This window comes from Embleya sp. L77, from assembly GCF_055557415.1.
On record NZ_CM145709.1, the window covers coordinates 4009899 to 4030567 of the forward strand.

General features: G+C 72.0%; 19 protein-coding genes. 11 read left to right on the plus strand and 8 right to left on the minus strand.

Annotated features, from left to right (window positions below; all coding sequences use genetic code 11):
- Positions 1-40 precede the first annotated feature (40 nt).
- The 4 genes from ACZOOI_RS17170 to purU all read left to right on the plus strand — a co-directional run bounded on the left by ACZOOI_RS17170 (position 41) and on the right by purU (position 3855).
- Complete coding sequence (locus ACZOOI_RS17170) at positions 41-1165, plus strand: uroporphyrinogen-III synthase (protein WP_465276693.1); 1125 nt, start codon at positions 41-43, stop codon at positions 1163-1165.
- 158 nt (positions 1166-1323) lie between these two features.
- Positions 1324-2139 (plus strand): hypothetical protein, encoded by an 816-nt coding sequence (locus ACZOOI_RS17175; RefSeq protein ID WP_465276694.1) that lies wholly within the window; start codon positions 1324-1326, stop codon positions 2137-2139.
- Between the two features lie 240 nt (positions 2140-2379).
- A complete protein-coding gene (locus tag ACZOOI_RS17180; protein WP_391586868.1) occupies positions 2380-2817 on the plus strand; it encodes an SCO4402 family protein in 438 nt (145 codons plus the stop codon).
- A 141-nt stretch (positions 2818-2958) separates the two neighbouring features.
- Entirely contained in the window at positions 2959-3855 is an 897-nt protein-coding gene (purU, locus tag ACZOOI_RS17185) for a formyltetrahydrofolate deformylase (protein WP_396011874.1), read from the plus strand.
- A gap of 90 nt (positions 3856-3945) precedes the next feature.
- On the opposite strand, the gene ACZOOI_RS17190 is transcribed toward purU, so the two are convergent.
- Positions 3946-4164, minus strand: coding sequence for a hypothetical protein (locus ACZOOI_RS17190; RefSeq protein ID WP_465276695.1), 219 nt, complete (start codon positions 4162-4164; stop codon positions 3946-3948).
- Positions 4165-4588: 424 nt separating this feature from the next.
- Here ACZOOI_RS17190 and ACZOOI_RS17195 point away from each other — a divergent pair, with 424 nt between their 5' ends.
- Positions 4589-5782, plus strand: a complete 1194-nt coding sequence (locus ACZOOI_RS17195; protein WP_465276696.1) for an RtcB family protein — start codon at positions 4589-4591, stop codon at positions 5780-5782.
- Between the two features lie 98 nt (positions 5783-5880).
- Here the strand turns inward: ACZOOI_RS17195 and ACZOOI_RS17200 are convergent, their stop codons facing one another.
- The 3 genes from ACZOOI_RS17200 to ACZOOI_RS17210 all read right to left on the minus strand — a co-directional run bounded on the left by ACZOOI_RS17200 (position 5881) and on the right by ACZOOI_RS17210 (position 7865).
- Positions 5881-6435, minus strand: coding sequence for an anthrone oxygenase family protein (locus tag ACZOOI_RS17200; RefSeq protein ID WP_465276697.1), 555 nt, complete (start codon positions 6433-6435; stop codon positions 5881-5883).
- Positions 6436-6519: 84 nt separating this feature from the next.
- On the minus strand, positions 6520-6999 hold the full coding sequence (locus ACZOOI_RS17205) for an anthrone oxygenase family protein (protein WP_465276698.1): 480 nt from the start codon (positions 6997-6999) through the stop codon (positions 6520-6522).
- 2 nt (positions 7000-7001) lie between these two features.
- Positions 7002-7865, minus strand: a complete 864-nt coding sequence (locus ACZOOI_RS17210; protein ID WP_465276699.1) for an NAD(P)H-binding protein — start codon at positions 7863-7865, stop codon at positions 7002-7004.
- Positions 7866-7945: 80 nt separating this feature from the next.
- On the opposite strand from ACZOOI_RS17210, the gene ACZOOI_RS17215 reads away from it, so the two are divergent.
- Positions 7946-8935 (plus strand): AraC family transcriptional regulator, encoded by a 990-nt coding sequence (locus ACZOOI_RS17215; RefSeq protein WP_465276700.1) that lies wholly within the window; start codon positions 7946-7948, stop codon positions 8933-8935.
- 93 nt (positions 8936-9028) lie between these two features.
- Here ACZOOI_RS17215 and ACZOOI_RS17220 read toward each other — a convergent pair whose 3' ends face one another.
- Together ACZOOI_RS17220 and ACZOOI_RS17225 are read right to left on the minus strand one after the other, a co-directional pair.
- A complete protein-coding gene (locus tag ACZOOI_RS17220; RefSeq protein ID WP_465276701.1) occupies positions 9029-10423 on the minus strand; it encodes a HAMP domain-containing sensor histidine kinase in 1395 nt (464 codons plus the stop codon).
- Positions 10420-11121 carry a response regulator transcription factor gene (locus ACZOOI_RS17225; RefSeq protein WP_465276702.1) on the minus strand — a complete coding sequence of 234 codons (702 nt, stop codon included), beginning with the start codon at positions 11119-11121 and terminating at the stop codon, positions 10420-10422. The genes ACZOOI_RS17220 and ACZOOI_RS17225 overlap by 4 nt, the downstream gene beginning before the upstream one ends.
- A 65-nt stretch (positions 11122-11186) precedes the next feature.
- Here ACZOOI_RS17225 and ACZOOI_RS17230 point away from each other — a divergent pair, with 65 nt between their 5' ends.
- The 4 genes from ACZOOI_RS17230 to ACZOOI_RS17245 all read left to right on the plus strand — a co-directional run bounded on the left by ACZOOI_RS17230 (position 11187) and on the right by ACZOOI_RS17245 (position 14637).
- Complete coding sequence (locus tag ACZOOI_RS17230; RefSeq protein ID WP_465276703.1) at positions 11187-12389, plus strand: UDP-N-acetylglucosamine--N-acetylmuramyl-(pentapeptide) pyrophosphoryl-undecaprenol N-acetylglucosamine transferase; 1203 nt, start codon at positions 11187-11189, stop codon at positions 12387-12389.
- A gap of 5 nt (positions 12390-12394) precedes the next feature.
- Positions 12395-13420: an SDR family NAD(P)-dependent oxidoreductase gene (locus tag ACZOOI_RS17235; RefSeq protein WP_465281221.1), complete on the plus strand. Its 1026-nt coding sequence runs from the start codon at positions 12395-12397 to the stop codon at positions 13418-13420.
- Positions 13421-13601: 181 nt separating this feature from the next.
- Positions 13602-13931, plus strand: coding sequence for a GNAT family N-acetyltransferase (locus tag ACZOOI_RS17240; protein WP_465276704.1), 330 nt, complete (start codon positions 13602-13604; stop codon positions 13929-13931).
- Positions 13932-14088: 157 nt separating this feature from the next.
- Complete coding sequence (locus tag ACZOOI_RS17245; protein WP_465276705.1) at positions 14089-14637, plus strand: GNAT family N-acetyltransferase; 549 nt, start codon at positions 14089-14091, stop codon at positions 14635-14637.
- On the opposite strand, the gene ACZOOI_RS17250 is transcribed toward ACZOOI_RS17245, so the two are convergent.
- On the minus strand, positions 14634-15479 hold the full coding sequence (locus ACZOOI_RS17250; protein WP_465276706.1) for a carboxymuconolactone decarboxylase family protein: 846 nt from the start codon (positions 15477-15479) through the stop codon (positions 14634-14636). The two genes, ACZOOI_RS17245 and ACZOOI_RS17250, sit on opposite strands and share 4 nt — an antisense overlap.
- A 2910-nt stretch (positions 15480-18389) precedes the next feature.
- Between ACZOOI_RS17250 and ACZOOI_RS17255 the strand changes: the two genes are divergently transcribed.
- On the plus strand, positions 18390-19616 hold the full coding sequence (locus ACZOOI_RS17255; protein WP_465276707.1) for an SCO2583/SCO2584 N-terminal domain-containing protein: 1227 nt from the start codon (positions 18390-18392) through the stop codon (positions 19614-19616).
- A gap of 45 nt (positions 19617-19661) precedes the next feature.
- On the opposite strand, the gene ACZOOI_RS17260 is transcribed toward ACZOOI_RS17255, so the two are convergent.
- A complete protein-coding gene (locus tag ACZOOI_RS17260) occupies positions 19662-20573 on the minus strand; it encodes a DUF2797 domain-containing protein (RefSeq protein ID WP_465276708.1) in 912 nt (303 codons plus the stop codon).
- Positions 20574-20669 lie beyond the last annotated feature (96 nt).

Below are 20669 nucleotides of genomic sequence, written 5' to 3' on the forward strand. Positions count from 1 at the left end.
CGGCAACAGCGCCGTAACACACGTCGGCGAGTCTCACCCCATGGAGACAGGCACGAGGGCCGAACCGCTGATCGGGTTCACCATCGGCGTCACCGCGGCCCGGCGCCGCGAGGAACTCGTCACGCAGCTCCGGGATCTGGGCGCCAAGGTGGTCGACGCGCCCACCGTGCGGATCGTGTCGCCGGCCGACGACCCGATCCTGCGTCGGGCCACCGACCGCGCCCTGGACCACCGACTCGACTACGTCGTGGCCACCACCGGGGTGGGCTGGCGCGGCTGGTTCGCCGCCGCCGAGAGTTGGGGGCGCGCCGCCCGATTGACCGCGGCGTGCCGGGCCGCCGTACTGGTCTGCCGCGGGCCCAAGGCCGGCACCGCGGTGCGGGCGTGCGGCCTGCGCGAGGTGTACTCGGCCGGCTCCGACGCCGGCGACGAGGTGCTGGCCTGGCTGCTCGCACGCGACCTGCGCGGGCGGCGGATCGCGGTGCAGGAACACGGCGCACCGCCGGAGGGCTTCGTCGACGCGCTGCGGGCACGCGGCGCCGACGTGCTTCGGATCCCGGTCTACCGCTGGGGTCCGCCGGAGGATCCGGGTGCGGTCCGCCGCCTGGTGGAGCAGACCGTGCGCCGCGAGCTGCACGCGCTCACCTTCACCAGTGCGCCCGCGATCGGCGCGTTCCTGGAGGCCGCCGAGGAACAGGGCCGCCGGGCCGACGTGTTGGCCGCGCTGCGTGCCGACGTGTTGCCGGTGTGCATCGGGCCGGTGTGCGCCCGGCCGCTGGCCGAGCAGGGCGTCGAGTCGGTGTGGCCCGAGCGCGGCCGGCTCGGCTCGCTGGTGCGCACGATCACCGAGGCGCTGCCCGCCCGGGCCCGCCGCGAGCTGCACACCGATACCGAGCGCCTGGTCCTGCAGGGCAACGCGCTGCTGGTCGACGGCCGGACCATCTGGCTGCCGCCGGTACCGGGCGCGGTGTTGCGCGCGCTCGCCGAGAAGCCGGGCTGGGTGCTGAGCCGAGCCGAACTGCTGCGTCGGGTGTGGGCCGACACGCGCACCGACGAACACGCCGTGGAGGCGGCGGTGGCCCGGCTGCGCACGGCGCTGGGACCGTACGCCGGCCTGGTCCGCACGGTCACCAAACGCGGATACCGGCTGGCCGTGGACCCGTGAGCCGCCGGCCGCGGCGCCGCGAGCGAAGCGGTATATTTCCAGCGCCCGCCACCCCCCGCCTGGTAGGAGCCGAGGGCCAACCCGCACCATGGCTGGGTGACAGGGGGTGAACACGAACCTTGATACGCATACGGAAACGCACACGACTGTCGGCGGTCGTGCTGTTCGCCACGACCATGGCCGGTGCCGCCGCGTGCTCCGGATCCTCCGACACCGGCCGGATCGCCGAGACGGTGGCCAGCGCCGGGCCGAGTTCGGCGCGACTGTCCTCCACCGGCTCCAAGCCGGCTCCGGCGGACCGCCCGAGCGGCAGCGTGCCGCCGGTGGTTCCGCCCGCCGCCGCCGGTGACACCGCCGAATCGGGGGCCTACGGCAGCGAGTTGCTGACCCACCTGCGGACCACCCCGCACGGGGGACACGTGACCAGGGTGCGGGTGGTCAGCTCGTACAAGGTCTACAAGGTCACGCTCGAAACCGACCTGGTGCGCGGCGACGGCTCGAACGTGCGGGCCGAGGAGATCGTCCGCGACCGGGCGGGCAAGCTGCTCACCGAGACCGCGCAGTGGGCCGAGGACCACCCGGCGCTGTGGGTCGGCGGGATCGAGATCCTCGACTCGGACCGCGACGCGATCGACTTCCGGCTCGGCGCCGAGCGGGACGACCGCAAGCCGGCCGCGGACGACTACGGCGCCGCGATGCTGGCCGCGCTGCACACCACCGCGGAGGGGACCCGGCTGCAGCAGGTGCGGCTCACCCTGGACCACAAGGGCAAGTACGAGGTGGCGATCGACACCGATCTGTCCTCGCACCTGCCGGGGGACTACACGACCGAGGCCGCGCAGGCGTTCAACACCGCGGCCCGGGTCCTGCGCGAGGCGCAGAACTGGATCCGCGACCACCCGGGCTTCGAGGTGGCCGCGCTGCGCGTATACGACGTCGAACGCGGACTGATCACGATCAAGGTGGTCGACTGAGTCGACTCGACTGACTCGACCGAGCCGACTCAGCCGACCGAGTGGACCGGGCCGATCGGCCGGCCGACCGTCGCCCGCACCGCGGACCGCCCGGTTGCCGGGATCGGTCCGGTCTGCGGCATGATCGGTGGGAATCAGAGGTGATCGAAAGCATCCCGCCCGAAACCGATCGGGAACGGGACGGGATCGGATCGGCGAAACGGAAGCGGAGACAGGGGAGGAGGCGCCACGATGGCACGTATGCGCCAGAGCACCGTTCCATGGTGGCGTTGGCGGGCCCAGGTCCGTTCCGCGCTGCACATGTTCGGCGACCCGACGTTCCAGCGCGAGTCCTGGCTGGCCGGCCGCCCGGAGTACGGCTCGATCACCGATGCCGTCTATCGCCTCGTCGGCGACTCGTGGCTGGACCGCTGGTCCGCGAGCACCTACGTCGGCTGCCTGGTCGCGGACGCGGACGAGGCCGCACTGGTGGACGCCGCGGTGCTGGAGATCCTCGCCGTCCTGCACGACATCGGCGAGGACGCGCCCGCGCCCGCCTACCTCACCCACCCGCGCTGGCCGCAGGTCGTCGCCACCTCACGCGCCGCACACGTCGCGCTGGCGAAGACGGACGAGGACGACCCGGACGCGCCGCCCGACTCGCTCGACGTGTTGCGCATCCGCACCGGCGGGCGCTGAGCCCGCGCGGGACGTGGGATCCTGTACGACCGGCGGGCGGGCCCGCTCGGCAGGCAGGCGGATCGGGCCCGCAGCCAAGCCGGCGGACCGGACATCCGGAAGGCCGTACGAATGCCGCAGTTGGAGAAGAAGGGCGCGTCCATGACCGAGCAGACCCAGCCTGTCGACGGCACCGGTGCCGGGGCGACCGGCGGCCAGTACGTCCTGACGCTGTCCTGCCCGGACAAGCGCGGCATCGTGCACGCGGTCGCCAGCTTCCTGATGATGACCGGCTGCAACATCGTGGACAGCCAGCAGTTCGGCGACCGCGACACCGGCCTGTTCTTCATGCGCGTGCACTTCACCGCCGAGCAGGGCGTCGAGCTGGACGCGCTGCGGGCCGGCTTCACCGCGGTCGGTGCGTCCTTCCACATGGACTGGCAGATCCACGACGGCGACGCGCGGATGCGCGTGTTCGTGATGGTCAGCAAGTTCGGCCACTGCCTGAACGACCTGCTCTTTCGCAGCAGCATCGGCGCGCTGCCGATCGAGATCGTGGGTGTGGTGTCCAACCACCGCGACTTCGAGGAGTTGTCCCGCTCGTACGGCGTGCCGTTCCACCACATCCCGGTCACCCGGGAGACCAAGCCGGAGGCCGAGGCGCGACTGCTCGCCCTGGTGCGCGAGAACGACGTGGAACTGGTGGTGTTGGCCCGGTACATGCAGGTCCTGTCGAACGACCTGTGCAAGCAGCTCGAAGGCCGCGCGATCAACATCCACCACTCGTTCCTGCCGAGCTTCAAGGGCGCCAAGCCCTACCACCAGGCGCACGCGCGCGGGGTCAAGCTGATCGGTGCGACCGCCCACTACGTCACGGGCGACCTGGACGAGGGCCCGATCATCGAGCAGGAGGTCGAGCGGGTGGACCACGCGGTCACCCCCGCGGGCCTGGTCGCGGTCGGGCGCGACGTCGAGTGCCAGGCGCTCTCGCGCGCGGTCAAGTGGCACTCCGAGCGGCGCGTGCTGCTCAACGGGACCCGCACGGTCGTCTTCACCTGAGCGCACGACCGGCGCGTGCTGCTCGGGACCCGCACCGTCCGCTTCAGCCGAGCGCACGACCGGCGCCGGCCCGGCATGCCCGAGGAGACTTCACCGGACGCTCAGCACGAACGCCGCCACGCCGACCAGGGCCGCGGCCGCCCCGGCGAGCCGGCCGGCCCGGGCGGCGCGCGGGAATTCGGTGCGCTCCCGAGGACCGTCCCCGTCGAAGTCGCGGACCACGGGTCGCACCCGGGGGCGATGCCGATCGCGGCCGAACACGACACAGGCCACGGCGGTGATCCAGGCGGCTACCCCGACGACGAACATGCCTCGGAAATTACGCCCGACCCGGTTGGCTGTCACCGCGGCGCGCGGGGTGCACGCCGGGGCGTGCGCCGGCCTTGCCCGCGCCGCCCGGAAAACCCTTTGCAGGGTGGGCGGTTGCCGTGGCTTGATGGAGGCCGAGCCGAGACGGGTCCTTCCGTGTGACCTGTCCTTGTAGGGAGAGGAGCGAGCCGGTGCGGTTCCGTGACAACAGCCGATACCCCGTCAAGGGTGCCTCGGCCCGCCGCGTGTAACCCCTGCTTCGCTTCCGCTCCGCGGGACCCGCAGTCGCCAAACCCTGCGGCCCGCCACCGGCCGCCCCGTGCCGCACCCGGATTCACCACCCGGAGTGCGCCGGGACGGCCCACCAAGACTTCGAGCCGATGTGCTCATGTTTCGTCGTACCCACTCAGGAGAGTGACCAGATATGTCGTACACCGAGGTCCCGGGCGCCCGGGTCCCGATTCGCATGTGGACCGACCCCGCCGCGGTCGAGGGTCAGGCCATGCAGCAGCTCCGCAACATCACCACCCTCCCGTGGCTGCACGGCCTCGCCGTGATGCCCGACGTGCACTTCGGCCGCGGCGCCACGGTCGGCTCCGTCATCGCCATGCGCGACGCGGTCTGCCCGGCGGCGGTGGGCGTGGACATCGGTTGTGGGATGAGCGCGGTCAAGACCACGCTCACCGCGGCCGACCTGCCCGACGACCTGTCCCGGGTGCGGTCCAAGATCGAGCAGGCGATCCCGGTCGGGATGGGCATGCACGGCGAGGCGGTCGACCCGAGCAAGCTGTACGGGCTCTCGACGGCCGGGTGGGCGGAGTTCTGGTCGCGCTTCGACGACGTCGCGGCCGCGGTGAAGTTCCGGCGCGAGCGGGCGATGAAGCAGCTGGGGTCGCTCGGATCCGGGAATCATTTTGTCGAACTTTGCGTAGATACGTCGGATTCGGTGTGGCTCATGCTGCACTCGGGCTCGCGCAACATCGGCAAGGAACTGGCGGACCACCACATGTCGGTGGCCCAGTCGCTGCCGCACAACCGGGGCATCGTCGACCGGGACCTCGCGGTCTTCATCAGCGGCACTCCGCAGATGGACGCGTACCGCTCCGACCTGTACTGGGCGCAGGAGTACGCGGCGAAGAACCGGGCGATCATGATGGCCCTGTTCCAGGAAGTGATCCGGCGCGAGTTCCGCAAGGCCCGGGTGGGCTTCGAGGAGCCGATCAGCTGTCACCACAACTACGTCTCGGAGGAGACCTACGACGATGTGGACCTGCTCGTGACCCGCAAGGGCGCGATTCGGGCGGGCCGTGGCGACCTCGGCATCATCCCGGGCTCGATGGGCACGCGGTCGTACATCGTCCGGGGCCTGGGCAACGAGGCCGCGTTCAACTCCGCCTCGCACGGTGCGGGCCGCAAGATGAGCCGGAACGCCGCCAAGAAGCGGTTCACCGTCGAGGATCTCGCCAAGCAGACCGAGGGCGTGGAGTGCCGCAAGGACTCGGGCGTCGTGGACGAGATCCCGGGCGCCTACAAGAAGATCGAGCAGGTCATGCGTCAGCAGCAGGACCTGGTCGAGGTCGTCGCCGAACTGCGCCAGGTGATCTGCGTCAAGGGCTGAGGTTCGGCGCCGGATCGGTCGAAGTCCCGCCCTCCGCGAGCAACTGCTCGTCGGAGGGCGGGACTTCGGTGTTTCCGAGGGTTCGCCGGAGTGGTTCTTCAGGAGGTGCGGGTGGTGCGTGTGGTGCGGGCGAGGATGTGGACGGCTCGGGTGAGGGTGGCCAGGGCGGCGGTGGCGGCGAGGGTGCGGGCGATGTTCCAGGCGATCCAGGCGTTTTCGACGTCGTCGCGGAGCTTGGCGGGGTCGGCGATCTCGGCGGGGTTGCCGGCGTCCTCGATCTTGTTGTTCAGCGGGATGTTGCCGCCCATGGTGATCAGCATGCCGAGGAAGGCGAGGGCCACGCCGGCGATGATCCAGCGGTTCGCCTCGGTGTGGCCGAGCTTGCGGGTTCGGACGATCGAGATCACGCCGAGGATCGGGGCGCCGAAGAAGCACGCGAAGAAGATCGGGTTCTCGATCCGCTTGTTGACGTGCTGGAGGAAGTCGATGAAGGTGCGGTCGTCGACGTCCGCCAGGCCGGGCATGATCGCGACGGCGAAGCAGAAGTAGACCCCGGCGACCAGGCCCGTGGTGAGCAGGGTGGCGCCGAGCAGTACGGCGGCGGTGCGGGTGGGACGTGGTGTGGGGTGCGAAATGGTGGACTGCTCGGTCATGCCTGGATCCCCGTTTTCGAGTGACTGGGTGCCGGTTGCCGGGTGCGGAGTGTCGGGTGCTCGGGTGGCGGTGGTGGCGCGTCGTCAGCGGGTCAGGGCCATGACGAGGCAGGCCGCCGCCGCGATGCCGGAGAGTGCGCGGACGTGGTTCGCCCTGGTCCAGTCGGCGAGGTAGCCGGCCCAGAGGCGTTCCTCCGCGGCGGAATTCGGCTCGACCGCGGCGAGCGCGTTGTTGCGGGGCACGTGGTAGCCACCGGTGAGCATGATCGTGCCGACCAGGTAGAGCACGGCGCCGACGAGCAGGTACACCGCGTACGCCTCGCCCCAGGAGACGACCGCCGCGATGCCCAGGCCCACGCACAGCAGGGCGGTACCGAACAGGCCGGCCATGAAGGGGGCGGTCACGGCCGTGACGTTTATCGAACGCATGGCCGCGGCCCCCTGAGCCGCCGGCAGCCGACCGAGGCCTGCCATGACGAAGGAGGAGAAGCCGAAGAAGACTCCGCCCATGGATGCGCAGCCCAGGGCCGCAACAAGCGTCAGGACGAACAGGGGGCCGCTCATGGTCACACCTTCCAGACGCCGCGGGCGGCGGCGTCGCGTGCATAGTCGGAGAAGTCGCGGGGTGCCCGGCCGAGCGCGCGCTGCACACCGTCGCAGACGTGTGCGTTGCGCCCGTCGAGGACCTCGCCGAACAGGAAGGCCAGCAGGTCGATGACCTCGGCGGGCACCCCGTGATCGGCCAGAACCGCCGAGTATGCCTCCAACGGGACCTGCACGAACGTGATTTTCCGGCCCGACGCACGGGCGATCTCGGCGATCGCGTCGGCGAAGGTGAGCAGCCGCGGACCGGTCACCTCGTATACCTGGCCGAAGTGCCCGTCCTCGGTGAGCGCGGCGACCGCGACGTCGGCGATGTCGTCCACGTCGATGAAGGGTTCGCCCACGTCGCCGACCGGAAGAGCGACCTCGCCGTCCAGGATCGGGCCGAGGAACTCGCCCTCGTCGAAGTTCTGCGCGAAGAAGGAGGCCCGGACGATCGTCCACTCGGCGCCGGAGGCGCGCACCCGGGCCTCGGCGTCCTGCGCCTCGGGCTCGCCGCGGCCGGACAGCAGGACCAGGTGTCGCACCCCGCTCTCGACGGCGAGGTCGGCGAACGCGCCGACCGTGTCCGCACCGCCGGGCGCGGCGATGTCGGGCTGGAAGGAGACGTACACGCTGTCGATGCCGCGCAGCGCCGGGGCCCAGGTGGTGCGGTCCGCCCAGTCGAACGGGATGGACGCCGACCGGGAGCCGAGCCGAACCGCACGGCCCAGCCCGGTGAGCTTCTCGGCGATCCGCCGGCCGGTCTTCCCGTTCCCGCCCAGGACCAGCGTGGTGGTGTCGGTGTTGCCGGTGGTGTTCGCGGGGTTCTGCTCGTTCGTTGTCATGGCTCTATTCAATGTCCCCGCAGTGAGACTGAACATCGCTCAAACGCCCAATTACATGTTTGATCGTCTAAGGTTCCGGCATGGATGCTCTCGCGAGTCTGCTCAACGGACCTCGGGCGCAAGGCGCCTTCCTGCTCCGTTCGATGCTGAGTCCGCCGTGGTCCATGCGCATCCACGACGAGGCGCCGCTGACGATCGTGTCGATGGTGCGCGGCCATGCGTGGATCGCGTTGGATCGGGGCGAGGCCCTACGCCTGACCGCCGGCGACGTGGCGATCGTGCGCGGTCCCGACCACTACCGGATCTCCGACGACCCGGGTTCACAGCCGCAGATCATCATCCATCCGGGCCAGCGCTGCTCGACCCCGGACGGGCGGGACCTGGCCAAGGAGATGGCGCTGGGCGTGCGGACCTGGGGCAACAGCGCGAACGCCGAGACGATCATGTTGACCGGGACGTACCAGATGGCCGGCGAGGTCAGCCGCTCGCTGCTGGAGGCGCTGCCCACGCTCGCGGTGGTGCGCCACAGCGAGGGGGACTTCCCGGTGATCCCGCTGCTGGCCGACGAGATCGTCAAGGACGGGCCCGGGCAGGACGCGGTCCTGGACCGGCTGTTGGACCTGCTGCTGATCGCCATGCTGCGCACGTGGTTCGCCCGATCGGGCACGGATGCGCCGGGCTGGTACCGCGGTTACCGCGATCCCGTGGTCGGACACGTGCTGAGCCTGATCTACAACAACCCCGAACAACCGTGGACGGTCGCGTCGCTGGCCGCCGAGGCGGGGGTCTCCCGGGCCTCGCTGGCCCGCCGGTTCGCCGAGTTGATCGGCGAACCGCCGATGGCCTTCCTCACCGGCTGGCGCCTCGCACTGGCCGCGGACCTGCTGTGCGACCCGAATGCCACGGTCGGCAAGGTCGCGGAGAAGGTGGGCTACGGCGACGCGTTCGCGCTCAGCACGGCCTTCAAGCGGGTCCGGGGAATGAGCCCGCGCGAACACCGCGCCCGCGCGCTGCGGCGCGAGGGCGTGGGCATCGACGGCTCGCGGCACCTGATCGCGGACCGCGTCTGAGTGCTCGGGTGGGCCCCGCCGGGCGTCCGCCTCGCGCTCGGTGAGCCGGGCCGCGCACGCATGGTCCGGTCCCACGCGTGCGGCGTGCGGCGGCTATCCGGAGTTCGGCGACCTCGCACCCAAGGGTGCGGCGGCGAACCGCAGCCGGAACAGGGCGCCGCCGCCGGGCGCCTGCTCCGCGGTGAGCGTGGCGCCGTGTGCCTTGGCGATCTGCCGGGCCATCGCCAGCCCGAGCCCGGAGCCGGGCAGCGAACGCGCCGCGGAGGCACGGTAGAAGCGGTCGAAGACGTACGGCAGATCCTCGGCCGCGATGCCGGGGCCGTGGTCGCGCACGGTGAGTTCGAGGTCGGCGGCGAGCCGCACCTCGACCGGGCCGCCGGGTGGGCTGAACTTGGCCGCGTTGTCGAGCAGGTTCGACACCAGGCGGGCCAGCCGGGCGGGCACCCCCGGGACGGTCCGTTCGCCCGCGAGGTCGGCGAACTCGAAGGCCACCGCGGGCCAATGGCCCCGCGCCGCCGCGACGCAGTGCCCGACCAGGGCGCCGGGGCGAACCTGCTCGACCAGCGGCTGCGGCTCCTCGTCCCGGGCCAGTTCGATCAGGTCGTTCACCAGGCCGGTCACCTCGCGCAGCTGCCGTTGCAGTCCGGCGCTCGCGCGGTCGCGCTGCTCCGTGGTCAACCGGTCGGCACGGCCGAGCAGTTCGGCATTGGTGCGGAGTGCGGTCAGCGGGGTGCGCAGCTCGTGCGAGGCGTCCGCGACCAGTCGGCGCCGGGCGCTCACCGACTCCTCCAGCTCGCCGAGCATCGCGTTGAAACTCCCGGCCAGACTGGTCAGTTCGTCCTCCCGGCGGCCCGGCGGCACGTCGATCCGCAGGCTCGCGTCCCGGGTCGCCGCGATCTGCTTCGCGGTCGTGGTCAGCCGGGCGACCGGGGCCAGGCCGGACCGGGCCACCGCGTAGCCCAGCCCGGCCGCGAGCAGCACGCCCGCCGCCGCGACCGCCGCCATCAGCTCACCCGCCTGTCGGACGCCCTTGTCCACGACGTCCGAGCGCAGCGCCACCTGGACCGCCCGGCCCGGGCCGCCCTGGGTGGTCAACATCCGGGCCGGTCGGCCGCCGACGGTGATCTTGGTATAGAACGCCCGGCGCTCGCGCGCCGCCACCTCGCGCGTGGCCGGCTCCACCGGCAGCAGGTACGGCGTCGCGGGGTCCGCCCCGGGGTCGGCCGGCACGATCTGGGTGCACGGCGGTGCGGACAGGTAGGCGCATTCGCCCTGGAGCACCCCCGGCGGGTCGCTTCGATTCCGGAGCTGCACCTGGGTGGCCTGCTGGGTCAGGTTCAGTTCGAGCTGGTGGACCAGTTCGTACCGGATGATCGTGTACGCCGCCGCGCACACCCCGAGGGCGACCAGGGCCACCGCGCCGGTGCAGGCGAGCGCGAGGCGGGTGCGCAGCGGGCGGCGCCGGCGCCACCGCGCGTGCGCCCTCATGCCCGGTCCGGATCGCGGTCGAGTCGGTAGCCGACACCGTGCACGGTGTGCACCAGCCGCGGTTCGCCGCCCGCGTCGAGCTTGCGGCGCAGGTAACCGATGTAGACCGCGAGCGAGTTGGAGTCGGGGCCGAAGTCCGCACCCCACACCCGGTCCATGATCACCTCGCGCGGGAGCACTTGGCCCCGGTGCCGGAGCAGCAGTTCCAAAAGCGCGAACTCGGTACGGGAGAACTCCAGCGCACGACCGCCCCGGCGGCCGGTGCGGGTGAGCGGGTCCACGGTCAGGTCGCCATAGGTGTAGGTGCGGTCCTCGGCGGGTTCGGGGGCGGCTCGGCGCAGCAGCGCACGCAGCCGGGCGGTCAGCTCGTCCAGCGCGAACGGCTTGACCAGGTAGTCGTCGGCGCCCGCGTCCAGCCCGTCCACCCGGTCGCTGACCGAATCGCGCGCGGTGAGCACCAGGATCGGCGTGCGGTCGCCGAGCGCACGCAACCGACGGCATACCGCGAGGCCGTCCAGGACCGGCATCAGGATGTCGAGCACGATCGCGTCGGGCTGCCAGCCGGCCACCTCGCTCAGGGCCGTCGGGCCGTCGGCGGCGCCGCGCACGCGGTACCCCTCGACGGCGAGGCCGTCCTCGACGGCGGCACGCACTTCCGGGTCGTCGTCCACGACCAGCACCTTCGGCCCGTTGCTCATGCGGCCAAGGTTCTCAAAAGGGACGCTTAGAACTCTCTTATCCCGGGCCCCGAGGCTTCGGTGTCATGCGCTCAGGACATGCGGAACACCTCGACGACGTGCTCGGCGACCGGCCGCTCTCGGTGCTGATCGGGGCCGGCGGCACCGGCGGTCACATCTATCCGGGGCTGGCCCTGGCGGACGCGTTGCGGCGCGCCGATCCGAGAGCGGTGATCTCGTTCGTGGGCACCGATCGCGGTCTGGAGACCCGGCTGATCCCGGCGGCGGGATACCGGCTGCACACCGTGGACATGATCCCCTTCGACGCCGCGCTGGGTGCGCGCCGCTATCTGCTGCCGGCGGCGCTGCTGCGGTCCGGGGTGCGGTGCCGGGAGATCCTGCGGGCACAGGGTGCGCAGATTGCGGTCGGGATGGGCGGCTATCCCAGCGCGCCGGCGATCGTCGGCGCCCGTCTCGCCGGTCTGCCGAGCGTGGTGCACGAGTCCAATGCGGTGCCGGGGCGGGCCAACCGGTTCGCCGCCCGGCTGACCCCGCACGTCGCCCTCGCCTTCGACCGCACCCGCGAGCACCTGCCGGCCGGCGTGCGGGCCGAGACCGTCGGCATGCCGCTGGTCGGCGCGTTGGCCGGGCTGGACCGGACCGCGCTGCGCCCGCAGGCGCGGGCCCGGCTCGGGGTGCCGCGCGGGGCACGGCTGGTCCTGGTCAACGGCGGCAGCCTGGGTGCGACCCGGCTGACCGAGGCCGCGGTCGCGCTGGCCGGCCGCTGGCGCGGGCGCAACGACGTCCGGCTGCTGATCAAGACCGGTCCGGCCGCGTTCGAGGCCGTCAGGGCCGAGCTGGCGGGCAGCCCGGTGGCTGAGGCGGTCGCCTACCTGGACCGGATGGACCTCGCCTACGCCGCCGCCGACCTGGTGGTCTGCAGGGCGGGTTCGGCCACCGTCGCGGAACTGGCCACGATCGGGCTGCCCGCAGTACTGGTGCCCTACCCGCACGCCCCGCACGACCACCAGACGCACAACGCCCGGGTGCTCTCCGACACCGGCGCGGGGCTGCTCGTACCGGATGCCGCCTGCACCGGCGACCACCTGGCCACCCTGCTCGAACCGCTGCTCGCCGACCCGTTGCGGCTCGCCGCGATGGCCCGGGCGAGCGAGCCGGGCGCACACACGCACGCCGCGGACCGGCTCGCCACCAAGGTGCTGCGCACGATCGGCCGCACCGCGCGTGCGGTCGCCGAACCCACCGACGCATCCCGGAGGATCGCATGACCACCATGACCACCACCCCCGCCCCGAACACCTCGGGCAGTACCCCGGCCGACTGGACCGGCCGTACCGTGCTGGTCACCGGCGCGGAGGGCTTCATCGGCAGCACGCTCGTCGACCTGCTGATCGAACGCGGCGCCCGGGTGCGCGCGCTGGTGCACTACAAGCCGTACGCCGAACGCGGCCATCTCGCCGAGCATCTCGCCGACGACCGGGTCGAGATGCTCGCCGGCGACGTCCGCGACGCACACCGGGTGCTGGACGCGGTCGCGGGCTGCGACACGGTCTTCCACCTGGCCGCGCTGATCGGGATCCCGTACAGCTATCAGGCGCCGGAGGCGTACGTGCAGACCAACGTGGTCGGCACGCAGAACGTGGCCGCGGCCTGCGTGCGGCACGGCGCCCGGCTCGTGCACACCTCCACGAGCGAGGTGTACGGCACCGCGATCACCGCACCCATCACCGAGAGCCACCCGCTCCAGCCGCAATCGCCCTACTCCGCCTCGAAGATCGGCGCGGACATGATGGCGCTCTCCTACCGGCACGCGTTCGACCTGCCGGTGTCGGTGGTACGGCCGTTCAACACCTACGGCCCGCGCCAGTCGGCGCGCGCGGTGATCCCGACCATCCTGGCCCAGTTGCACGCGGGCGCTCGCGAAGTCCGGCTCGGCTCGCTCACCCCGACCCGGGACTTCACCTACGCGACCGACACCGCCGAGGGTTTCCTGGCGGTCGCGCTCGCCGACGCCACGCTGGGCGAGGTGATCAACCTGGGCACCGGCACCGAGGTCTCGATCGGCGAACTGGCCCGGGCACTGATCGTGGCCTCCGGCCGGGACGCGGAGATCGTGGTCGATCCCACCCGCCTGCGCCCGACCGGCAGCGAGGTCGAACGCCTGCTCTCCGACAACACCAAGGCCCGCGAACTCGCCGGCTGGAGGCCCCGCGTCGACCTCTCCGAGGGCCTGCGCCGCACCTCCGCCTGGATCGAGGCCAACCCCGACTCCTTCGCCCCGAACCGCTACCAGGTCTGAACGGGGCGGGAGGCACATGTCGGTGTCGGGTGATGGCTGGCCCGACCCTGCCGGTGTCCGCGCCGATCCACGCGGCCACCATGGTCGCCGCCGGCGCCTACCTGGTGGCCCGCCTGTATCCGGCCTTCCTGGCCGCGCACGCGACGCTGATCATGCTCGCGGTACCGGGCGGATGTACCGCGTGTTGCCGTCCCTCGGCGAGTCGCCCGTCGGCGGCCTCGGCTTCTGGGAGACGCGGTGGCACGGCGAGACGGTGTACGAGACCGGGTGGGGCATCGTGCTGGAACAGCAGGGCCGCGGGTTCGCGGTCACCGCCGCGCGTGCGGTGATCGAGGCGGCGCGGGCCGAGCGACGGCACCGCTGCCTGCACGCATACCCCAAAGTCGATCACCCGGCCTCGAATGCCGTCTGCCGAAAGGCCGGATTCACCCTGCTCGGGCGCTGCGACTTCGAATACCCGGCGGGCAACCCCATCGTCTGGAACGACTGGCGGGTCGAGCTTCATGCGTAGCGGCACGGCCGGCCACCGGCCGCCCACCGGCCGGCCGCCCCGGGGCGGCCGTGTCCGGGCGTTCAGTAGGCTCGGCGAGCTCGGTGATCGACATCTACGAAGCAGATCGAACCCGAACCAATCACAACCAAACCCAACCGATCCGAACGGTATGCGCGTGGCACCTCGTATCACGGTCGTCGAGACCGCACGACTGGTTCTGACCAGGCCCCACCCCGAGGACGCGGCGGCGGTGTTCGCGGTGCACGGGGATCCGGAGACCAACCGGTACAACCCGCACGGACCGATGCGGTCGGCCGAGGAGGGGGTCGCGTTCCTCGACTCGATGATCGAGGACTGGGAACGGGACGGGATCGGCTACTGCGCGGTCGCACCGCGTGCGGATCCGGCCGGGGTGTTCGGCTTCGCCGGGACGCAGCTGACCCGGCGGCTGCGACCGGACGGCATACCGGTGTTCAACCTCTACTACCGTTTCGCGCCGATCGCGTGGGGCCGGGGCCTGGCCCGCGAGGCGGTGGACGCCACCCTCGACCTGGCCCGCCGGACGCTCCCGACGATGCCGATCGTCGCGGTGATCGACGCGGCCAACGTGCCGTCCCTGACCCTGGCCCGCCGGGTCGGTTTCCGGGCAAGCGACGCGTTCGTGGACCGGGAGGGCCGCGACGTGTACATGCTGCCGCAGGACGGCGCGGCGGACACGAACTAGGCCGCCGAGTCGGCCGTCGCCCGCTCGGCGAACACCGCGCGGGCGACGGTGATGCCGTTCAGCGCGGCGGGGAAGCCCGCGTAGCCGACCATCTGGGTGATCGTCTCGACCACCTCCTCCTCGGTGCCGCCGACGTTGAGCAGGGCGTGGATGTGCACCGCGAGCTGCGGCGCGACCGTGCCGAGCGCGGTGCACAGCGCGACCGTGGCGAGTTCGCTGGTCTTCAGGTCCAGGCCGGTGCGCGAGTACACGTCGCCGAAGGCGAACTCGAGCACGTAGCGGCCCAGGTCCGGGGCGATGTCCCGAAGCGATGCGATGACCTGTTCGCCGGCGTGGCCGTCGATCTCGGTGAGCGCGGCCAGGCCGCGGCGGTAACGCTCGGCAGTGGTCTCCGCCGGTGCCGGCGCGGGAACCTCGTCCGGCGTGGCCTCGGCCGCCGCCGGATGGGCCTCGAAGACGTCGCGCGCCACAGTCAGGCCGTTGAGCGCGGCAGGGAAACCGGCATACAGGCAGACGTGGATCAGGGTCTCCACGATCTCGCGCCGAGTACAGCCGACGTTGAGCGCGCCGGCCAGGTGGAAACGCAGCTGCGGCGCTGCGTGCCCGATCGCGGCCAGGGCCGCGACGTTGGCCAACTGCCGCTGGCGAAGCGTGAGTCCGGGGCGCGAGTAGATGTCGCCATAGCCGAACTCGACGGTGTACCGCGCCAGATCGGGAGCGATGTCGGCGAGGCTTTCGAGCACGGCGGGCCGATCGGTGCCGGCGACCTGCCGCAGCACGGCGAGACCGCGCTCGTAGCGGTTGTCCTGGGCGATGGTGGCGGTGTCGGGCGCGTTGTTCATGATCGGGACCCTACGAGTTGGAGTGAACTCGAAGTCAAGGACGCCAACCTCGACGGCCGCGGTGCGCGGTGCGCGGTGCGCGGTGCGCGATGTGCGATGCGCGGTGCGCGGTGTGCGGTGTGCGGTGCGTCTCGAGTCGGGGTGCGTTCGCGTTTCCGGCTGCGTGCGGGTTTGGTGGGCTTGGGTGCGGGTGGCTTTGTGCTAACCGGTCGGCGTGGTCTGGTGGAGATCAGCCCGGTCCCACGGTCACCGGCGGTCAGGAGCCCTGGGCTCCCCGGCGACACGCGGGCGTTGCTTGCCGGAAAGGCGCCGGCAACGGCGAGGAGGGGTGGGCGGCCCGGTGAGGTTCGCCGGGGGACCTTCCCGAGTGGGCCGGGTGTTCTCGGCCGGCGGTCGCGCTTGGGTGGGCAGCGGGTGGCTTTGTGCTCACCGGTCGGCGTGGACCGGCGGAGATCGGCCCGGTGCCAGGGTCACCGGCGGTCAGGAGCCCTGGGTTTCCCGGCGAGAGGCGGGTGTTGCCTGCGGAGAAAAGCGCTGGCAACGGCGGAGCGGGTGGGTGCTTTCGTCAGGTCCGCCGGGGGGCCTTCCCGAGTGGGTCGGGCGTTCTCGGCCGGCGGTCGCGCTTGGGTGGGCAGCGGGTGGCTTTGTGCTCACCGGTCGGCGTGGACCGGCGGAGGTCAGCCCGGTGCCAGGGTCACCGGCGGTCAGGAGCCCTGGGTCCCCCGGCGAGACACGGGCGTTGCTCGCCGGAAAGGCGCTGGCAACGGCGGAGCGGGAGAGCGGCCCGGTCAGGTCCGCCGGGGAACCTTCCCGAGTGGGCCGGGCCGTTTCGGCGTGCGGTGCGTCTTGGTCGGGTCGGGCGCGGGTGGCTTTGTGCTCACCGGTCGGCGTGGACCGGCGGAGATCAGCCCGGTCCCACGGTCACCGGCGGTCAGGAGCCCTGGATCCCCCGGCGAGACACATGCCTCGCCTGCGGAGAAAAGCGCTGGCAACGGCGGAGCGGGAGGGCACTGCCGTCAGGTCCGCCGGGGAGCCTTCCCGAGTGGGCCGGGTGTTTTCGGCGTGCGGTGGGCGTTCGGTGGCGAGGGCGTGGGGAAGTGGGGCGGGGAGTGGGCGGTTTCGGTCGCCGGAGTGCGAAATCCCGCCCGCGGCATGCGCTTTCACCGGCCGGTGATACAAAACCGCAGGTCGGCGAAAGGTCGCGGGCTCGAATGCGTCTCGGGATCCGGATGGAGACCCGCGAAGCCCCCGGAGGGGTTTCCTCCCGGCCGACCCGACCCGAAACGCCCACCGAAACGGCCCGACCCACCCGGGAACGTCCCCCGGCGAACCCTTCGGAAGATCCGCCGGGTGGAGACGCTCCCAGGGGACCGGGAGGGTCTCGATCCGGATCGCGGAACCGCTCCTGGCGCACCGATTCTCTCCGACCTGCGGTTTTGCGCGACAGGACGGCGAAAGCGCCTGTCGCGGGCCGGGTTTCGCACTCCGGCGACCAAAACCGCCCACGCGCGCGGCCCCGCTTGTCCCTTCGCCACACAACACCTCCGCCCGCCGAAAACACCCAACCCACTCAGGAAGGTCCCCCGGCGGACCTGACCGGGCCACCCACCCTCCGCGCCGTTGCCAGCGCTTTTCTCCGCAGGCAACACCCGCCTCTCGCCGGGAAACCCAGGGCTCCTGACCGCCGGTGACCCTGGCACCGGGCCGATCTCCGCCGGTCCACGCCGACCGGTGAGCACAAAGCCACCCGCTGCCCACCCAAGCGCGACCGCCGGCCGAGAACACCCGGCCCACTCGGGAAGGTCCCCCGGCGAGCCTTGTCGGGCCGCCCTCCCGCTCCGCCGTTGCCAGCGCTTTTCTCCGCAGGCGAGGCATGTGTCTCGCCGGGGGATCCAGGGCTCCTGACCGCCGGTGACCGTGGGACCGGGCTGATCTCCGCCGGTCCACGCCGACCGGTGAGCACAAAGCCACCCGCTGCCCACCCAAGCGCGACCGCCGGCCGAGAACGCCCGACCCACTCGGGAAGGCCCCCCGGCGGACCTGACGAAAGCACCCACCCGCTCCGCCGTTGCCAGCGCCTTTCCCGCAGGCAACACCCGCCTCTCGCCGGGAAACCCAGGGCTCCTGACCGCCGGTGACCCTGGCACCGGGCTGACCTCCGCCGGTCCACGCCGACCGGTGAGCACAAAGCCACCCGCTGCCCACCCAAGCGCGACCGCCGGCCGAGAACACCCGACCCACCCGGGAAGGCCCCCCGGCGGACCTGACGAAAGCACCCACCCGCTCCGCCGTTGCCAGCGCTTTTCTCCGCAGGCGACACCCGTGTGTCGCCGGGGAGCCCAGGGCTCCTGACCGCCGGTGACCGTGGGACCGGGCTGATCTCCGCCGGTCCACGCCGACCGGTGAGCACAAAGCCACCCGCGCCCGACCCGGCCAAGGCGCACCGCACGCCGAAATGGCCCGACCCACTCGGGAAGGTTCCCCGGCGGACCTGACCGGGCCGCTCTCCCGCTCCGCCGTTGCCAGCGCCTTTCCGGCGAGCAACGCCCGTGTCTCGCCGGGGGACCCAGGGCTCCTGACCGCCGGTGACCCTGGCACCGGGCTGACCTCCGCCGGTCCACGCCGACCGGTTAGCACAGAGCCACCCGGACCCGACCCGACCGAGACGCGCCGCATGCCAAAAACACCCCGGCCCACTCGGGAAGGTCCCCGGCGAACCTCACCGGGCCGCCCACCCCTCCGCGCCGTTGCCGGCGCCTCTCCCGCAGGCAACACCCGCCTTTCGCCGGGGGACGACCAATCCCATGAGACGGAAACGGATCGTGCCGTCGAGCCGACGCGTTGCGCCCGGGAACGTGATGTGTTGCCGGCGGCGACCGGACTGTCGGTTGGGGTGGATACCCTTCCCGCGTGTCCAAGAATCGGGGGGACCGGGACGCAGGCGATGGCCGCGACCGGGTGGATGAACAGTCGGGTGGTCCGTCGGGTGATCCGTCGGGTGGGGACGATGCGAACGACCCGTTCGCCGGGTACGTGTTCGACGAGGATTTCGTCAAGGGCGCGACCCGGACGGAAGGCTCCGCGCGAGCACGGATGTTGGCCCGCCAGTGGGCGAACGAGCCGCCGCAGCAGCAGCCTTGGCGGTCCGATGGGCCCAGGGTGCGCAGGCGCCGGCCTCGGCTCAAGGCGGCCGTGGTGACCGTTGCGGTGCTCGCCCTGGTGGCCTTCGCAGCCGCTCCGGACCGGGTGTTCGGCTGGTTCACCGCATCGAACACGGCCACCGCGGACGACCCGATGGTGCAGCCGCCGGTGGCCGGGGTCGCCACCTCCGTGCCGTCGGTGGCGGCGGAACGGCGGGGCGTGGACGCGGAGATGCCGACCCGGGAGAACCCGTTCGCCGGGTCGCCGGCGATCGACTACGCGGACAACGAAGCGGGTCTGTCCATGCCCGAGGCCAAGGCCGTGCCCGGGTATTCCGTCGCCGAGGTCGCCGAGGCCCTGGACCTGACCCGCCGGTTGCTGATCGCGGGCAACCTGGACCGCGACGTGCTCACCGGTGCCCGCCCGGCCGGCGTGCTCGCCCTGCTGGATCCGTCCGACGAGCTCGTCGCCCGGATCGAGAATTCGGTGACCGCGACCCGGTGGGATGCGGACGGGGACAACCCGAAGGCGTGGATGACCAGGTTCGACCCCAAGGACGTCGAGCCGGTCGGCTCGGTGGTCAAGGTCAACGGGATCACGAGCTACGACACCGACCGCGAGGGCATGCTGACGGTGCACACCGACTACTCGTTCGTCTACCCGGTGGCCAAGACCGGCAGCGGAGCCGGTGCGAGCGTCACCCGCTCGGTGGTTCGCCGGGTAGTGGACACCAAGGTCTACCGGGGGCCTCGCTACCGGTCGACCGCGCGTGGTCGGATCGCCATGGCGAGGTTCGACTACGCGATCTCGAACAGTTCGTGCACCCGGATGGACGGCTTCGTGCGTCCACAGTTCCCGGCGGACCGCATATCCACCGGTCCGCCCACCACCGCCGCGCCCACCGGCGCCCCGGCAACGGTGGACCCGTACAACCGCAGTAGGCCCATCGACGAGGGAGCCGCGCCGGGCACCTGCCCGGTCGTATCCCGCATCTGACGCCTCGAACAGGCCGGGGATGCACCTTCCATCCGCCGGACAGCCTCAGAACAGCCCTTCCTGCACCGATCCGTCCGGCGCCCGGCCCGTTTCCAAGGGCTTGACGGTGATGCCTCGGGTGCTGCCCCGGGCCGGGGTCAACTGCCAACCCGTGAGCAGCCGCAGGTCCACGAACAGTGGCCCGGTGTCCGTGGTGATCAGTGCGTCGTGCCCCGCGACGCACGTGAACTCGCCGTGCAGCAGCGCGTCCTGGGCGAGCCCGGCGACCTGGTCCCGGGTCGGCGGCGGCGGGTCGGTCAGGCCGTAGAACCGGGTCAGATCCTGGATTTCGCACGGCGCCGGGGTCAGCGTGTCGGGCAGGAGCGGGGTCAACCGCGCGTGCGCGTCGGCGAGTTCGGCCGGCGGCCCGGGTACCCGGGTTCGCCACCAGGCCGCCGCCTTGGCCTTGTGCGGTATGCGCTCCCGGACCGTGCCGGTGGCCGAGCACGCGCGCTCGGTGCTGCGGATGGGCACCAGTGGGCCGTGCGCGAGCCAGGTGAACATCGGCGCACCCTGATCGGCGAGTCGGGCCGCGCGGCGCTCGGTGGCGGTGAGGCCGACCTTGACCAGCCCGGGCCCGAACCACGCGAGGTAGAGCGAGAACGGTCGCGGATCGTCCATCGCCTGATCACGTGCGAGCTTGCGCCCCGGATCGGCCAGCGCACACGCATCGCACTGTGCCCGCGGAGCCGTCGCCGGCAGCGGCGCAAGCACGGGACACGGCACCCGCCGCCCGCCCTTGCGCCGAATCCCGACACACGTACGCGGCCCGGACAGCCGCCATCCCGCGGTGGTACCGGGAGCGAGCACCTGGAGCGACTCCTCATCCGCCGCATCGATCGACACCAGATGCGGCCGCCCCTCATGCCAACGGATCCCGGTGGCAAGCAGCCCGATTCGCTGATGAGGCACGGTCATACGCCCACGATAAGCGACCCCACCCCCACGCCCCGCCCGCCCCCGAGCGCGTCGGCACGCCCGAGCACCCCGCCGCCCCCGAGCGCGTCGGCACGC

What these genes read in the sequence shown, in the direction of transcription:
- ACZOOI_RS17170 (WP_465276693.1), top strand. Translation starts at nt 41, where the DNA reads ATGGAGACAGGCACGAGGGCCGAACCGCTGATCGGGTTCACCATCGGC.
- ACZOOI_RS17180 (WP_391586868.1), top strand. Translation starts at nt 2,380, where the DNA reads ATGCGCCAGAGCACCGTTCCATGGTGGCGTTGGCGGGCCCAGGTCCGT.
- purU (WP_396011874.1), top strand. Translation starts at nt 2,959, where the DNA reads ATGACCGAGCAGACCCAGCCTGTCGACGGCACCGGTGCCGGGGCGACC.
- ACZOOI_RS17190 (WP_465276695.1), bottom strand. Translation starts at nt 4,164, where the DNA reads ATGTTCGTCGTCGGGGTAGCCGCCTGGATCACCGCCGTGGCCTGTGTC.
- ACZOOI_RS17195 (WP_465276696.1), top strand. Translation starts at nt 4,589, where the DNA reads ATGTCGTACACCGAGGTCCCGGGCGCCCGGGTCCCGATTCGCATGTGG.
- ACZOOI_RS17200 (WP_465276697.1), bottom strand. Translation starts at nt 6,435, where the DNA reads ATGACCGAGCAGTCCACCATTTCGCACCCCACACCACGTCCCACCCGC.
- ACZOOI_RS17205 (WP_465276698.1), bottom strand. Translation starts at nt 6,999, where the DNA reads ATGAGCGGCCCCCTGTTCGTCCTGACGCTTGTTGCGGCCCTGGGCTGC.
- ACZOOI_RS17210 (WP_465276699.1), bottom strand. Translation starts at nt 7,865, where the DNA reads ATGACAACGAACGAGCAGAACCCCGCGAACACCACCGGCAACACCGAC.
- ACZOOI_RS17215 (WP_465276700.1), top strand. Translation starts at nt 7,946, where the DNA reads ATGGATGCTCTCGCGAGTCTGCTCAACGGACCTCGGGCGCAAGGCGCC.
- ACZOOI_RS17220 (WP_465276701.1), bottom strand. Translation starts at nt 10,423, where the DNA reads ATGAGGGCGCACGCGCGGTGGCGCCGGCGCCGCCCGCTGCGCACCCGC.
- ACZOOI_RS17225 (WP_465276702.1), bottom strand. Translation starts at nt 11,121, where the DNA reads ATGAGCAACGGGCCGAAGGTGCTGGTCGTGGACGACGACCCGGAAGTG.
- ACZOOI_RS17230 (WP_465276703.1), top strand. Translation starts at nt 11,187, where the DNA reads ATGCGCTCAGGACATGCGGAACACCTCGACGACGTGCTCGGCGACCGG.
- ACZOOI_RS17235 (WP_465281221.1), top strand. Translation starts at nt 12,395, where the DNA reads ATGACCACCACCCCCGCCCCGAACACCTCGGGCAGTACCCCGGCCGAC.
- ACZOOI_RS17250 (WP_465276706.1), bottom strand. Translation starts at nt 15,479, where the DNA reads ATGAACAACGCGCCCGACACCGCCACCATCGCCCAGGACAACCGCTAC.
- ACZOOI_RS17260 (WP_465276708.1), bottom strand. Translation starts at nt 20,573, where the DNA reads ATGACCGTGCCTCATCAGCGAATCGGGCTGCTTGCCACCGGGATCCGT.